This is a genomic window from Halpernia frigidisoli (assembly GCF_900113805.1).
Classification (GTDB): domain Bacteria; phylum Bacteroidota; class Bacteroidia; order Flavobacteriales; family Weeksellaceae; genus Halpernia; species Halpernia frigidisoli.
Map to the genome: position 1 here is coordinate 361,613 of NZ_FOQT01000005.1, position 15,638 is coordinate 377,250.

Here is a 15,638-nt window from a genome sequence, read left to right on the forward strand (position 1 = left end):
ATATAATGATTGAAAGTTTGCAAAACGAAAAAGTAAAGTATCTGACCAAACTTCTGACAGATAATAGATTTCGGAAAAAAGAAAAAGTTTTTACCGTAGAAGGAATCCAGGAAAATGAACGCGCTGGCAGGTATAATTTTGAACCAGTAAATTATTTTATTTGCGAATCTATATTTTCTGGTCAACTTCCTTTAAAATATGAAAGTATTTCAGAAAACATTTATGAAAAAGTCGCATATCGTGGAAGCTCTGAAGGCATTATCGGTATTTATAATTCTAAAGAAAATAATTTAACAGAATTTCAACCATCAAAAAATGCCTCTGTAATTGTTATCGAAAGTGTTGAGAAACCGGGAAATCTGGGCGCAATAATACGAAGTTGCGAAGCATTCGGCATTGAAGCTTTAATTATCACAGATCCAAAAGTTGATATTTATAATCCTAATGTGATCAGATCCAGTGTCGGTTGTTTATTTGGAATGACTATTTTTCAAAGCGGCAATGATGAAACATTAAACTTTTTGAAGAAAAGCAGCTTTCAGATCCTTACAACTAATATGCACAATAGCGCAGAAGAAATTTCAAAAAAGGATCTTAAATTAAAAAGTGCCCTTATTTTTGGCACCGAACACAGCGGTCTTTCAGATTTTTGGACGAATAAAGGCGAAAATATTATTATTCCAATGTCCGGGAGCATCGATTCTTTAAATCTTAGTAACGCAGTGGCCATCTCCTGTTATGAGATACTTCGACAAAAGAAGTAAATTTCTCTTTTAAATTTTGAACATAAAAAAACCCACTCGAAAGTGGGTTTCAAATTATCTTGAGGATAAATTATTTTTTCACAGCGTCTTTAACAGCTTTGTTAGCGTCAGCAGCAGCACCTTTAGCAGCATCAGCAGCTCCCTTAGCAGCTTCACCAGCACCTTTAGCAGCTTCTTTAGCAGCATCAGCTCCAGCAGCAGTTGTAGCAGAAGCAGCATCTTTAGCAGCATCCATAGTTACAGAAGCAGCAGAATCAACTACAGCAGCAGCAGAATCAGATACCATTGCAGAAGAATCAGACATTGCAGCAGCAGTAGAATCTGTAGCGTTAGCTGTTTCAACAGTTTCAGTTTTTTTACAAGCAACTAAAGAGATAGCAGCGATAGCAGCTACGAATAATGATTTTTTCATAATAAATTAAATTAAATTGTTTTACTTTGTTAAATTGATTTGCGAAACTGACTGTTACATCATTTCGACAAGACAAAGATAGAGTCGCTAAAAAATTTCCATTAGCAAATTAATTGTATTATCTTTGTAAAACAGTTTTACAATTTTTAGTAACTGACAATCAAAACTTTAACCGTATTTTCTTATTTTGACAGATTTAGATTTATTACATTTTGAGCAACTGAAATCTGAAGTTCAGGCCAAATACATAGAAAATCACTCACCTTCCTTTGATGAAATTTCAAAATGGAAAGGAATTGACATCATCTACTTCCAGGAAGACCTTCGAAAGTTGGCCAAAGGGAATATTAGCGAAAAATCATTCTATACTTACTTTAAAAGTTCTCCTGTAAACAAATTACCACGGATAGATATGCTAAATATCCTTAGTATTTACGCAGGTTATGATACTTGGTATGGCTTTAAAAAGAAACATTTATTTAGCGATGAAATATTGAGTGAAAGCGAAGAGAGCGAAATATTAAATGTAACTGATTTACAACAAGGCAATGAGATTTTAACAACAATCAATGGAACTGAAAACACTGGAGAAGAGAAAATTATTTCAGATCCGAAAAGTTTAGACTTACAAAACAAAAACGTTGAAAATCAATCAAATGACAGCAAAATTACAATAGAAAATCTTTCTGACACCAAGGAAAGTAGGAAATCCTTTGTGAAGAAATATTTATGGCTTTCAATTTCTGCCCTACTACTTTTGACAGTTGGCTTTTTAAGCTTTAAAGATGAAATTTTTAGTAAAAAATATTATTACAGCTTTATTGACGCCGATCGTAATTCAAAAATAAGTGCTGAGTTGCAGGTACAGATCTTAAAATCTGACGAATCACCTATTATATATGTAGCAAAACCGAACGAGCCTTTTGTTTATACAACAAAATCAAAATCTCTAACAATGGTAGTTTCTTCTCCTTACTACAGAACTGATACCATACAGCGTAATTTAGAATCCGCGCCTGAAGCTGAAAACATCGAATTAAAGCCAAATGATTATGCGTGGATGCTTTTTTATTATTCTAAATCAATCAAAGATTTAAAAAAGAAAAGAGAAAGTTTAAATTATTTGATAAGCGACAATGCCCTTATTTATCAGGTTTACGACAATGAAACCTATGGCGTAGAAACTATGAATAAGCAACGCTACATCAACTTCGTTACTTTACCTTCAACATCACTGGAAAAACTTGAAGTAATTGAAACACAAACAAATACACAAGGAAAAATAGAAATGATTAAATTTAAAATAGCCAAAGATGAAATCCTTAAATAATATATTTTTCGCATTTATACTCGGATTACTACTTTTTTCCTGTAAAAAAGAAAATTCTTCCATAAGTGATTTAGATACATTGCGAAAAAATAATAATAAAATTAGCTATCCAGTTACAAAAATGGATAGTGCGCAGGCAATTTCCTCAATTACAAAGCAAAAAATTCAGGAATTATTTGATCTTTCTACACTTTATACCTCAGGAAACCGCGATACAGAAATAGATTCAATAATATATTCGCAAATTAACAATTACTTTTTAGTGCAGGACTCCCAAAAACTGAAACCAATTTTTCGACAACTTGACAGTTTGAAAGTTAAGTCTGCAAAGGTTGGCAATATTGAAGTTCGGAAAGAAATGAAAAATAATGACACTTTAGACTTTGCAAAATTTGACGTAGAATATTTCGACAAAGACAAAAGATCGATTGGAATTTTTAATAAAAATACGCAGTATATTTTGAAAGCCTATCCTATAAAATTTAAAAAAGAATTCAAATTTTACTTCGTTAGTTTCGATATTCCGTCGCCAAAGGATAGTATTTCAGTGGGTAAAACCAAATAGAAATATTTTCAATAAACTCCGTTTAAGATTGATTTGCCGCAATTCTAACAAATAATATACAGTAAAATTTGAGAGATATAATTTTGTTCTCGCAAATACTTATTGGTTTAAAACAAACAAAACCCGCAATTCAGCGGGTTTTGTTTTAAATTAGATTTGAGATCTAATTATTTTTTGATAGCTTCTTTAGTTGCTTTCTCGTCAGCTTTAACCTCAGTTTTTGCAGAATCAGCAGTAGCTTTTACAGAATCAACTACAGCAGTTTTAGTAGAATCAATTGCTGCAACAGCTGAATCAGCGTTTGCTTCAACTGAATCAACAGCAGTAGTTTCTACGTTATCAGTTTTTTTACAAGCTACAAGAGAGATAGCAGCAATAGCAGCTACGAATAATGATTTTTTCATAATGGTAAAATTTTAAAAGTTAATTATATTGTTATGTGAATTATTTATCTCAATAATTACAGAGCAAATATAAGATGGTCTCACAACAAATGACAGAAAATTACTTGTAAGAGCTTTGTAAAGCTATTTTACAATTTAATATCATTGATTTTCAAAGCGTTAATCAAAATTTAAATATTTGCTTTGGAGTAATTAACACATCTAATTTGACATCTTTTTCATTAAAATCAGAAACATTTTCTTTGGTATCAAAATAATTTACGCCAATTTTTATAGCGTCTGAATTGATTTCTTTAAAAAATCTATCGTAAAAACCTTTGCCATAACCTATTCTATTACCGTTTTTATCGCAATATAAAAGAGGTGTTATTACAAAATCAAAATCTACTTCTTTTGTTGATGGTTTTATAGGCTCCAAGATATCCCATTTGTTTTTAGTGAAAACTGTTTTGTCATTAATTTCAACACTTTTCATTTTATCGAAAACAACTTTTGGAACATATACTTTGGCTTTTATTTTCCAAAGTTTTTCAATAAATAAATCTGTTTGAATTTCATTAAACTTTTTTAAGGACATAAAAACATGAACTTTATGACCAGCAACAGGTTTGAATTCTTTAATAAAATTTTCAAAAATCTTATCAGAAAGAAGTGAAATATCCATGTCTGAAAGAGCATTTCGTTTTTCCTGATACAATTTTCTTAAATCGATTTTTTTCACTTACAAAATTTTATATAATTTATCCGAAAGCCTTATTCTAAAAGGAATTTCAAAAGTAATTTGATCACCAACTTTTGCAGTTTCGCAATAATTTCCATTCACAAATAGTTGAGAAATTACTAATTCCTGTTCGCCAGTTGTCGGTCCGGAAATCAATACTTTATCACCAACTGAAAGTTCAGCATTTGCAATTAAAAACTGTGCAATTTTTGATTTCGTGTAATAATGTTCTGCTTTTCCAACTAAAACTTTTTCAATCTTTTTACGAACAGTTGCAGGTTCTGTTTTTGCTAAAGGCTTTTGCGGCAGATCACCCGAGTTTTTAAACAACAAAGATTCAGATTTTCCTTTTCTAAAAACTTTATTTCCAACCTCTTTTCCACGGCGCAATTTAATCTGTTCATCAACTGGCAAATGAATAATTTCCAGACATTCCGAAGAACAGCAATTTTCCATCACTGCTTTACAATCGTCACATTGAATAAACAATAAATGACAAGCATCATTCGCACAATTCGTGTGATTATCGCAAGGTTTCCCACATTGATGGCATTGAGAAACGATATCTTCTGTAATTCTCTCACCTAATCTCTGGTCAAAAACGAAATTTTTCCCAATGAATTTACTTTCAATATTTTCCTCTTTTATCTGGCGCGTATATTCGATAATTCCGCCTTCCAATTGATACACGTTTTTAAAACCCTGATGTTTAAAATACGCACTCGCTTTTTCACAACGGATTCCGCCGGTGCAATACATCAAAAGGTTTTTATCTTCCTTAAAATCCTTTAGTTGTTCATTAATAATTGGCAAACTTTCCCGAAAAGTTTCCACATCCGGCGTAATAGCGCCTTCAAAATGACCGACTTCACTTTCATAATGATTTCTAAAATCAACCACAATCGTGTTTGTGTTTTCTAATAATTCATTAAATTCCTGCGCTTTTAAATGAATTCCCTTATCGGTCACATCAAAAGTCTCGTCATTCAAACCATCGGCAACAATTTTATGGCGCACTTTTATAGTCAATTTCAAAAAAGAATGATCATCTTGCTCCACTGCAACATTTAAACGAATATTTTTCATAAAATCATAAACTTCCAAAGTTTCCCGAAATTCTTCCAAATTTTCTGCGGGAATACTCATTTGCGCGTTGATGCCTTCGTTGGCCACATAAATTCTGCCAAGAGCATCGAGTGCATTCCAGGCAATAAATAATTCGTCGCGAAATTTTTTGGGATCAGAGATTTTGGCGTACGCATAGAAAGACAAAGTGAGCCGCTGTTTTCCGGCTTCATCAATAAGAATCGCTCTTTCTTCCGCGCTTAATTTGTTATACAGTTGCATGCTATCAACGTTTTAAGTGAGAAAAATATTTTTGGGCAAAGATAAGGAATTCAGATTTGAAGATAATTTTTTATAATTTTTTTGGGCAGACATTTGACTGCGATGAAACCTTATTTGATATTTTTTTATGGCAGCTTTTCCGCCTTCCGTTCCCAATCTTTTTGCTTCGAAATTGTTTTTTTAATAGAAAATTTTCCGCAGGCAAAAAGGATTTCCACTCAAGTCAGGCTGCAATTTCCGCAAAGAATAAGGTTAATTTTAAACTAAGAAATGTTTTTTTTGTCATTCTGACGAAGGAAGAATCTCGACAGCGAAAGAGATTCTTCACTTCACTTTGTTTCGTTCAGAATGACAAACAATAATTTTATTTAATAATTCTCATAAACAAACTTCAAAATATCTTTATCAATTTCCGTTAAAGGCAATTTCCGTCTGTCCATCGCTTTTTCTGCCACTTCATAGGCTTTTGATAAATTAAATTTTTCATCACCTTTCATTCCGCCCCAAGAAAAACTGTCTATTAAATTTGGTGGAAAACCACTTTTAAAAATATTCGCACCAACGCCAACAACTGTTCCGGTGTTAAACTGCGTGTTAATTGCGGCTTTTGAATGATCGCCCATAATTAAACCACAAAATTGCAAACCTGTATTTTTGAACTTTTTTTCTTTATAATTCCACAATTTTACTTCCGCGTAATTATTTTTCAAATTACTGGAATTCGTGTCTGCGCCGATATTACACCATTCTCCAATCACAGAATTTCCGACAAAACCTTCATGTCCTTTATTAGTAAAGCCAAAAATGATGATGTTATTCACTTCGCCGCCCACTTTACATTGTGGACCAATCGTTGTCGCACCATAAATTTTTGCGCCCATATTTATCTTTGAACTTTCGCCTAAAGATAAAGGTCCGCGAACATTGGAACCTTCCATGATTTCGGCATTTTTCCCGATGTAGATTTTTCCGGTTTTGCAATTTATTGTTGCAAATTCTATTTCCGCACCTTCTTCTATAAAAAGATCTTTTTCATTTCCTAAAAATCCATTGGTTGAAGATAATTTTTGAGACTGTTTATTTTTAGTCAACAATTCAAAATCAAAGTTGATGGCTTTTTCATTTAAAGAAAAAAGGTCAGTCGTATTTTTAAAGAAAACCAATTCTTCAGTAATGTCTGTCATTTTCTCAATTTGTCTCAGAGAAAAATCAGTCATATTTATTCTTACGGCTAAAAGTTCATCTTCGTAAACCAATGCTTCACCAAGTTTCAATTCTTTGATCTGATTTAAAACAGTTTCGCTCGGTAGAAAATTGGGAACTAAAAATAAAGATTCTACACTTTCAGGTTTTTTAAATTTTTCCTGTAAATAATCTTCTGTAATAAATGAAACTTCGGAAGAATCTAACAGTTTTTGCCATCTTTCAGAAAACGTAAGAATTCCGCATCGCATTTCTGCAGTTGGCTTTGTGAAAGTAAGCGGAAGAAATTCTTCCCAATATTGAGCATCAGAGAAAACGAGTTGCATAGTCAGTTGATAGTTCATAGTTGATAGTTGATAGTTGATAGTTGATAGGTTTTAAAAATATTAAATTTCTAAAAACACTTATCTTCATTACAAAAATACAAAGAAATTTCCTTTTTAATTCTTGATTTTTGGCTCTTTCATCTTTACTCTAAACCAAAAAAAGTCTTCCATTAAAAATGAAAGACTTTTTTGTATTGTAAAAATCGGAAAATTATTTCGCGAATTTTTTGTATTTGTTCATGAATTTATCAACACGACCTGCCGTATCAACTAATTTAGTTTTTCCTGTATAGAAAGGGTGAGAAGAAGAAGAAATCTCCATTTTTACCAAAGGATACTCAGTTCCTTCAAATTCGATAGTGTCTTTAGTATCTGCTGTAGATTTACAGATAAACATCTCTTCATTACTCATATCTTTAAAAGCAACAAGTCTGTAGTTAGTTGGGTGGATATCTTTTTTCATAAGAAAATTTTTATTGTTTTTTTGACTTATAAAATCTAAAAGCGATTTCACAAGAATTTTATTAATTTTTATTTAAACTTTTCTTAAGAACAGTAATGGCTGTTTCTTTGGTAAAATTTTAGATGGCAAAAATAAGAAATAATATTTAATCTGCAAAGTGTTGTTTTGTATTTTTTCACTTCTGTATTCAACTATTTTAATTAAATTTGAGATCATATAATTAGTAATGAAATATAAAGTAATAATTGCCTTGGGTTTTTGGCTTTCACTTCTTGTAATCTCTTGTAACAGAGATGATTTAACTTTTGATTCCGCAAGCCAAAGTTTAAGTTTTTCAACCGATACTGTTTTTTGCGATACGGTTTTTGCGCAGGCAAGATCTGAAACTTATGCCGTAAAAATTTATAATAACGAAGATAAAGATATTAAGATACCGAGAATATATTTAGAAAGCGGCGCCGGATCTTTATATAGAATAAATGTTGACGGAAAACCGGGTACTAATTTTACAAATGTACCATTGCGAAAGAAAGACAGTCTTTATGTATTTGTAGAAATTGCACCTGTGGCAAATGCACCGGAAGCAATTGCAGAAGACAGAATTCAGATAGAATCGCCAGCTAGAAAACAGCATGTGACTTTATTTTCTGTAGTTCAGGACGCACAATATTTCATTCAAAATAAAAATAATCCAAATATCTTAACAGATAATACAACCTGGACAAATGATAAAGTGAAAGTGATATTTGGAAATTTAACTTTAGCTGAAGGAAAAACTTTAAATATCGAAAAGGGCGCAAAAGTTTACTTTCACAAAAACAGTGGTTTGACGATTTCTAAAAATTCAACTTTAAATGTAAATGGAGATCTAAACTCAGAAGTGACTTTCCGTGGCGACAGAAGTGATACAAAATATGACACGATTCCGGTCAACTGGAACACTATCAATTTCCTTGACCAGGCAAAATTGAATATGAATTACGGAAAAGTTTTTGGCGGAAATTCCGGGTTGACTTTTAATAATAATACCGCGGTAATAAAAAATTCAATAATTCATACGTTTTTAGATTACGGTATTTACGCCGTAAATTCTAACATTACAGCCGAAAATCTTGTCATGAACAATTGCGGACAGGCAGATTTCGGGATTTTTAAAGGCGGCATTTATAACATTACGCATTCAACTTTAGCTGGCTACAAAAATTTTGATTCCGGATCATTACCGTTTTATTCACTTTCTGCTACGAATGAATTTCAAAATCCTGCTGGGGGAAATCAAAATGGCGCTTTAACTTTAAATATTAGAAACTCTATTTTGTATGGTGATGGAAATAGTTCTGTATTTTTTAAACCGATTTCCGGACAAACTTTTTCTTATAATATTTTAAATTCGTTATTAAAATTTAAAGACGCGGCAAGTTCTGGTTTTGCTTTTACAGGAAACGCCAGTATTGTAAATTCGCTACAAAATCAAGATCCAAAATTTCAGAATTATTTTACTCAAAAATTAAATTTAAGGGTAAAAACAGATTCGCCGGTTCGCAGCAAAGGAAATGCAGCTGCGGCGATTTCGGTTCCTTTAGATATTCAAAAATTAGCCAGAACTACAAATCCAACTTTGGGTGCTTATCAATAGAAAATGGAAATCACAAATCTTCAAAAAGAGGTTGATAACTGGATAAAAACTGTTGGCGTCCGTTATTATAATGAACTCACGAATATGGCAATTTTAACCGAAGAAACCGGCGAAGTTGCGCGAATTATCGCAAGAAGATATGGTGAACAATCTGAAAAAGAATCTGATAAAAATAAAGATTTAGGCGAGGAATTAGCAGATGTTTTATTTGTGACCTTATGTTTAGCCAATCAAACCGGCGTTAATTTACAGGAAGCTTTTGATAAAAAAATGAAAGTAAAAACTGAACGCGATTTTGAAAGACATCAAAATAATAAAAAACTAAAATAACCGAATTTCTCTCAATGCTTACTCTTCAAAAAAGAATTTTAAAAGAAAACAAAACTATAAAAATCAGCGGTTCGAAAAGTATTTCGAATCGTTTATTAATTTTAAATCATATTTTTTTACACTTTAAAATTCACAATCTTTCAAATTCTCAGGATACGCAACTTTTGCAGAAAGCCTTGGAAAGCGATTCCGAAACTATTGATATTCACCACGCAGGAACTGCAATGCGTTTTTTAACTTCTTATTTAGCGATAAAAGAAGGGAAAACCACTGTTTTGACAGGTTCAGATCGGATGAAACAAAGACCTATAAAAGATCTGGTTTCTGCTTTGCGAAGTTTAGGTGCAGAAATAGAATATCTGGAAAATGAAGGATTTCCTCCTTTACAAATTACCGGAAAAAAAATTGTGAAAAATTCTGTTTCCATTAGCGCAAATGTTTCCAGCCAGTTCATTACTTCATTAATGTTGATTGGTGCAAAACTAGAAAATGGCATCAGAATCAATCTGGAAGGTGAAATTACTTCGCGCCCTTATCTGGAAATGACGAGAAAAATCTTAAAAGAATTGGGTATTGAATGTCAAATTTCTGATCAGTTGATCACGGTAAAACCACTTTCGACAAAAGAACACTTTATTTCAAATGAACGTTTCACGGTAGAAAGTGACTGGTCTTCTGCCTCATATTTCTATTCATTGGCAGCGATTGGTAAAAGGATCATAAACCTTCAAAATTTCAAATCAACTTCAATTCAGGGCGATTCGGTTTTGCAGACAATTTATTGCAAATATTTCGGTATCAATACCATTTGTGAAAGCGGTGAACATTTAATTTCCCTAATGCCAATCTATTACTTTCCACATCCGAAAGAAATTAATTTAAATTTAAATGACGCGCCAGATATCGCACAAACAATTTGTGTTACGGCTACTGCGCTGAAAATTCCGTTTCATTTAACAGGCTTGGCAACTTTAAAAGTGAAAGAAACCGATCGTTTAGAAGCTTTAAAAAATGAGTTATTAAAAATTGGATGTCGCACAGAAATTACCGATACTGAAATAAAATCTGTTGAATTTTTTGAAACAACAGAAAACATTTCCATTAAAACTTACAACGATCACAGAATGGCGATGAGTTTTGCGCCGTTTGCTTTGGTAAAATCCATAACGATAGAAAATCCGGAAGTGGTTGAAAAATCTTATACTCAATTTTGGGAAGATTTTGACGCAATCACGGATACAAATTAATCTTTATTTATTAAATTATGAAATCTTTAAAAATATTTTCGTTCGCATTTTTAACTCTTTTTTTAACATCCTGTAAAGTTTCAATCAATACTTTGCCGGAAAACACAAGCGTAAGTTCAAGTCAAAAACTAAATAATATTTCACTTAACGGAAAAGTTTATTCCGCGCTTTGGCAACAAAACTCAGGGGAGTTTCGAGCTTTGTGTTATCAGGCCTATAATCTGGCTCAATTGCGTATTGATGAAAATTTAAAAAATGAATCATCCAAACCATTAGCAATCATCACTGATACAGACGAAACCTTTTTTGATAATTCGCCTTATGCTGTCAGTGAAGCAGAAAATGGAAAAGATTACGACCCGAAAACCTGGAAAAACTGGACGGCGAAAGCAGAAGCAAAAGCTTATCCTGGCTCGCTTAATCTATTTAATTACGCCTCGTCTAAAAACGTAACGGTTTTTTACATTACAAATCGCGATGAAAATGACAGAATCGGAACTTTAAAAAACCTTCAAAATTTAGGATTTCCTTTTGCTGACGAAGCACATTTAATGACAAAAACGACAACGTCAGATAAGGAAGCGAGACGTTTAGATGTTTTAAAAAATTATGACGTGATCCTTTATCTTGGTGATAATCTAGCTGATTTTTCAAAAATATTCAATAAAAAACCGCAAACTGAGCGAAACGATTTAGTTGATCAAAATTCTAATCAGTTTGGAAAACGCTTCATAATGTTGCCAAATTCAGGTTATGGTGATTGGGAACCAGCTTTGCCAGGATACAATTATCAGCTGACGCCAACAGAAAAAGATAAAGTAATTTTAGATAATTTACGTGGCTATTAATTAGATTTTAGATTTTATTAAGAAAACTTTTTACTTTTTACTTTTTACTTTTTACTTTTTACTTTAAATAAATGACAATAATAATTACGGGAAGTTCAGCAGGGATTGGTTTCGCGATAGCAGAATACTTTGGTAAAAAAGGACATCAGGTTTTTGGTTTGAGTAGAACTTTAAGCGAAAGTCAGTTTTTTCAATCAATTTCAGTTGACGTTACTAAAAAAGAATCTATTGATTCTACCATTTTTGAAATTTTAAAGGAAAATAAATCAATCGATCTATTAATAAACAATGCGGGAATGGGAATGGTTGGTCCCGTGGAAGATACGACTCAGGAAGATATTTTAAAGTTATTTAGTTTAAATTTATCAGGTTCTGTGATGATGATGAGCGCAGTTTTGCCAAATATGAGGGAAAATAAAAAAGGGAAAATTATTAATATTTCAAGTATTGGATCGGAAATGGGTTTGCCGTTCCGAGGTTTTTATTCTGCATCAAAATCGGCTTTAGATAAAGTAACAGAAGCAATTCGATATGAAGTTTATCCCTGGAATATTGAAGTCTGCAGTTTACATTTAGGCGACATAAAAACAAATATTGCAGAAAACAGGTTAAAAACTAATGTTTCCGAGGCTTACAAAGATGTTTTTACAAAAGTTTATGATCATATGAACGGGCATGTAAAAGACGGAACCGAGCCGATTGAAGTTGCGGAATTTGTTGAAAAACTTTTAGAAAAAAATAAATGGAAAGCACATTATTATTTTGGGAAATTCGGGCAAAAAATTGGTATTCCTCTAAAATGGATCCTTTCGCAGAATTTCTATGAGAAACTCATGAAAAAGTATAATAAATTAGATTAAAAAAAGTTAGTTTAATAAACAATTTGCTGAAGAAAATAGCTTTTTTTTTATTTCTATCTTTCTGCCTTTTTTCTAAAGCGCAGATCAAAAAATACATTCTTATCGACACTCAGAACAAGCTCAAAAAAGAAGTTTTGGATTCTATTTCGGCTGTTAAATTTTTAGATTCACTCTCGCAAAATTCATATTATCTTACGGAAGTCAAGAATGTCATTAAAAAAGAAAATTTAACAGAAATTTATTTTGACAAAAAGCAGAATTTTAATCAGGCGAACGTTCACATTTCTGATTCACTGGCTAAAGAATTAAAACTGCCGCAAAATTTTACTACAAAAAATCTAGATTCTTTAAAACAAAATATCAATAAAATTTATAGAAATAAAGGTTTTTCTTTTAACCGTATTAAGACAAAATTTAATGGCTTTAAAAATGAAGTGCCGCAAATTGATCTGGAAGTTGCCACTTCAAATAAGCGAACGATTGATAAGTTTGTCCTGAAAGATTATACGAAAGTTCCAAAACGATTCGTAAAAAATCTGGAAGAAGATTTTCTGCACAAAATATATGATGATAAAAATTTACTAAAGATCAACAACAGCCTTCAAAATCATCCGTTTGTACTTTTAGAAAGGCCACCGCAAACATTATTTAAAAAAGATTCAACAGAAATTTTCCTATTTTTAAAGAAAAAAGTTAACAGTACTTTCGACGGAATCATAGGTTTTGGTAATGATAAAACGGAAAAATTTACGCTTAACGGCTCTTTAAATTTAAATTTGAAAAACGTTTTTAACGGTTTTGAAACAATCGGTTTATATTGGCAGCGAAATCCCGACAGTGGACAAACATTTAATTTGGGAACAGATATTCCTTATCTTTTTCAATCAAAAGTTGGTTTAAATTTAAATGTGAACATCTACCGTCAGGATTCTACATTTGCCACGGTGAAGGCAGTTCCGGGATTTTATTATCATATTTCCAACAATCAAAAAATAGGCTTTCGCGGCACGTTTGAAACGTCAGCAATTCTGGATTCCCTTTACACAGGCGGAAAAGATTACACAAAACAAGGCATTGGACTTTGTTACCAATACTCACGACCAACGGAAATCGAAATCTTTCAATACCAAACAAACATAAACTCAAGCGTTGATTATCTACGAGCCAATTACACGGATCAAAAATACAATCAAATTCAATATTTTTTAAAAGCTGAAAGTAATTTTCATTTGACAGGAAATCATTACGTAAATGTGAACGGCGAATCTTCCCTAATTAACTCAAAAAACCAGCTAAACACTAATGAATTATTCCGTTTTGGTGGTTGGAATTCTTTGCGCGGTTTTAATGAAAATTCACTTTTTGCTGATTTCTATGCATTTGGTGGCGCTGAGTACCGCTATTTAGTGAATACACAAACATTTTTTGACGTTTTTGGACAGTATGCAGTTTTAAATAATCCTAATTTAAATGCACAATCCAAGTTGTACAGTTTAGGATTTGGTTTTAAATTTTTTATGCAGCTGGGTTTGATGAGCGTTCAGATCTCTAATGGATCACAATTTGGCGAGGCTTTCAACTTTAAATCCACCAAAATTTCTTGGGGACTTTTAAGCCGGTTTTAATCTGATTTTTGATCGATTATTTCCATAATTTGCATCAATTAATATATTTTCCGATTTTAGTATTTTCAATAATAAGAAATTATTATTGCTGATAAAAAGATTTAAAATTATCCTATTCAGACAATATATAAATAATCTTAAAGAAATTGTATATGAAGTTAATGATTATATAAAAAAGTTAAAACCTCCCAAAACGGCTTCTGGATGGAAAAATATTTTACTAGCTTGCAGCTTAATAAGTAAAAAAATAATTTTATACGGCATATTTCTCCTTTATCACATAAACGAAAACAAATGATAAGAAGATATTATACTGCCGCTATTTTTATTTATACTTTATTTTTACTTTACATGATGTTTTTCGGATTGGGCAGACATTCTTCCGACCTCCGATTTCTACAGTTACATCCTTTTCAGACTATTACTCATTTTTTTGGTCCACACATCAATAGACAAGCTTTTCTGATCAATATAGTTGGTAATGTATTTGTTTTTTCACCATTTGGTCTCTTAGGTTTGATTTTAAAAAAATTAAATAGGATAAAGTTTTTATCGTTAAGTTTTTTACTTTGTATCTGTATTGTAGAATTTGCACAGTACATAACCGGCAGAGGAACAGCAGATATCGATGATGTCATTCTAAATACTACCGGAATGCTTTTAGGATTTGGACTTTTACAAGCTTCTGCACAATTTAACTGGTTCAATATTTCAATATACTTGCCTAAAAAAGAAAGAAATATTGTTTCTTCTTACTAAATATCATTTTTCTAATTTACTATTTTTTAAAAATCACAATTTCTGTAAAGACTTTGTTTTAATTAATACGCAATTTTCAAATATTAAATAGCTCATTAGATTATAAAATTATCTTACACTAATCTATTGAAAATTGATGCGATTGTAGTTGGCGATGAAATTTAGATGTAATAGAAAATTGTTGCATAATTGTTTTTAAATAATACCCTAATGTTAATATTACCTTAATCAGAAATATTAAATTTATCAAGCCTAAATTTTTGTTGAGCTCAGCATTACTATTGCATTAATGTAAATATCCCGTTTACCGCGAATAATCCAAAATTACAATAATTTATAAGAAACCGGAATATATTGACAAGATCACGAAATTTAGTTTTATCAAATTTTAAAGAATTACAATCTAACACAGAATAGTTTTGTAACAGATCTCTGAATAAAATGTCTTAAATCCGTCAATAATATTTATAACTTGTATGAATAATGTACTGTTCAATTATTAAAATTTTAACCAGTTGATCATTTACTATAAACTATGCATTAAACTAGAATTTTACTAAAGAGATAATATTTGCATAATATTTTATACGAACTAACCTTAACACAAAAATAGAAGTTAAACTATAATTATTCTATGGATTCTGGTATTTACCAAAAGTAATCAAAAGAAAAATATTAAACATTATCGAAAATAATTGAACACATCAAAAACGAAAGTTAATTACTGCATTTATACTGATATGACGGTTTAAAATTACTTTTATCATCAGCAATAATTAAATTATTTCTGGTATTATT

At 31.4% G+C, this 15,638-nt stretch carries 16 protein-coding genes; 10 read left to right on the forward strand and 6 right to left on the reverse strand.

Going from position 1 to position 15,638, the window contains the following annotated elements; genetic code table 11:
* Positions 1-5 precede the first annotated feature (5 nt).
* Positions 6-764 carry a TrmH family RNA methyltransferase gene (locus BM238_RS14000; protein ID WP_090082671.1) on the forward strand — a complete coding sequence of 253 codons (759 nt, stop codon included), beginning with the start codon at positions 6-8 and terminating at the stop codon, positions 762-764.
* Positions 765-834: 70 nt separating this feature from the next.
* On the opposite strand, the gene BM238_RS14005 is transcribed toward BM238_RS14000, so the two are convergent.
* Positions 835-1,176 (reverse strand): hypothetical protein, encoded by a 342-nt coding sequence (locus BM238_RS14005; RefSeq protein WP_090082674.1) that lies wholly within the window; start codon positions 1,174-1,176, stop codon positions 835-837.
* Between the two features lie 187 nt (positions 1,177-1,363).
* Between BM238_RS14005 and BM238_RS14010 the strand changes: the two genes are divergently transcribed.
* Positions 1,364-2,506 (forward strand): hypothetical protein, encoded by a 1,143-nt coding sequence (locus BM238_RS14010; RefSeq protein ID WP_090082676.1) that lies wholly within the window; start codon positions 1,364-1,366, stop codon positions 2,504-2,506.
* Positions 2,490-3,071, forward strand: a complete 582-nt coding sequence (locus tag BM238_RS14015) for a hypothetical protein (RefSeq protein WP_090082696.1) — start codon at positions 2,490-2,492, stop codon at positions 3,069-3,071. Before BM238_RS14010 ends, BM238_RS14015 begins: the two co-directional genes overlap by 17 nt.
* A gap of 167 nt (positions 3,072-3,238) precedes the next feature.
* On the opposite strand, the gene BM238_RS14020 is transcribed toward BM238_RS14015, so the two are convergent.
* The 5 genes from BM238_RS14020 to BM238_RS14045 all read right to left on the reverse strand — a co-directional run bounded on the left by BM238_RS14020 (position 3,239) and on the right by BM238_RS14045 (position 7,535).
* Positions 3,239-3,475, reverse strand: a complete 237-nt coding sequence (locus tag BM238_RS14020; RefSeq protein ID WP_090082700.1) for a hypothetical protein — start codon at positions 3,473-3,475, stop codon at positions 3,239-3,241.
* Between the two features lie 163 nt (positions 3,476-3,638).
* A complete protein-coding gene (locus BM238_RS14025) occupies positions 3,639-4,196 on the reverse strand; it encodes a 5-formyltetrahydrofolate cyclo-ligase (protein ID WP_090082705.1) in 558 nt (185 codons plus the stop codon).
* Complete coding sequence (gene trhO / locus BM238_RS14030) at positions 4,197-5,543, reverse strand: oxygen-dependent tRNA uridine(34) hydroxylase TrhO (RefSeq protein WP_090082709.1); 1,347 nt, start codon at positions 5,541-5,543, stop codon at positions 4,197-4,199.
* Positions 5,544-5,911: 368 nt separating this feature from the next.
* Complete coding sequence (locus BM238_RS14040; protein WP_090082819.1) at positions 5,912-7,072, reverse strand: GlmU family protein; 1,161 nt, start codon at positions 7,070-7,072, stop codon at positions 5,912-5,914.
* 211 nt (positions 7,073-7,283) lie between these two features.
* On the reverse strand, positions 7,284-7,535 hold the full coding sequence (locus BM238_RS14045) for a type B 50S ribosomal protein L31 (protein WP_090082822.1): 252 nt from the start codon (positions 7,533-7,535) through the stop codon (positions 7,284-7,286).
* 226 nt (positions 7,536-7,761) lie between these two features.
* Between BM238_RS14045 and BM238_RS14050 the strand changes: the two genes are divergently transcribed.
* From BM238_RS14050 to BM238_RS14085, 7 genes are all read left to right on the forward strand, one after another.
* Positions 7,762-9,171, forward strand: a complete 1,410-nt coding sequence (locus BM238_RS14050; RefSeq protein WP_090082716.1) for a hypothetical protein — start codon at positions 7,762-7,764, stop codon at positions 9,169-9,171.
* 3 nt (positions 9,172-9,174) lie between these two features.
* Positions 9,175-9,501, forward strand: a complete 327-nt coding sequence (locus tag BM238_RS14055) for a nucleotide pyrophosphohydrolase (RefSeq protein ID WP_090082721.1) — start codon at positions 9,175-9,177, stop codon at positions 9,499-9,501.
* Between the two features lie 14 nt (positions 9,502-9,515).
* Entirely contained in the window at positions 9,516-10,748 is a 1,233-nt protein-coding gene (locus BM238_RS14060; RefSeq protein WP_090082723.1) for a 3-phosphoshikimate 1-carboxyvinyltransferase, read from the forward strand.
* 17 nt (positions 10,749-10,765) lie between these two features.
* Positions 10,766-11,596: a 5'-nucleotidase, lipoprotein e(P4) family gene (locus BM238_RS14065; RefSeq protein WP_090082727.1), complete on the forward strand. Its 831-nt coding sequence runs from the start codon at positions 10,766-10,768 to the stop codon at positions 11,594-11,596.
* A 71-nt stretch (positions 11,597-11,667) separates the two neighbouring features.
* A complete protein-coding gene (locus tag BM238_RS14070) occupies positions 11,668-12,456 on the forward strand; it encodes an SDR family oxidoreductase (protein ID WP_090082731.1) in 789 nt (262 codons plus the stop codon).
* 134 nt (positions 12,457-12,590) lie between these two features.
* Positions 12,591-14,081, forward strand: coding sequence for a BamA/TamA family outer membrane protein (locus BM238_RS14075; RefSeq protein ID WP_233741995.1), 1,491 nt, complete (start codon positions 12,591-12,593; stop codon positions 14,079-14,081).
* A 294-nt stretch (positions 14,082-14,375) separates the two neighbouring features.
* Complete coding sequence (locus BM238_RS14085) at positions 14,376-14,840, forward strand: VanZ family protein (protein WP_090082740.1); 465 nt, start codon at positions 14,376-14,378, stop codon at positions 14,838-14,840.
* The last annotated feature ends 798 nt before the right edge of the window (positions 14,841-15,638 follow it).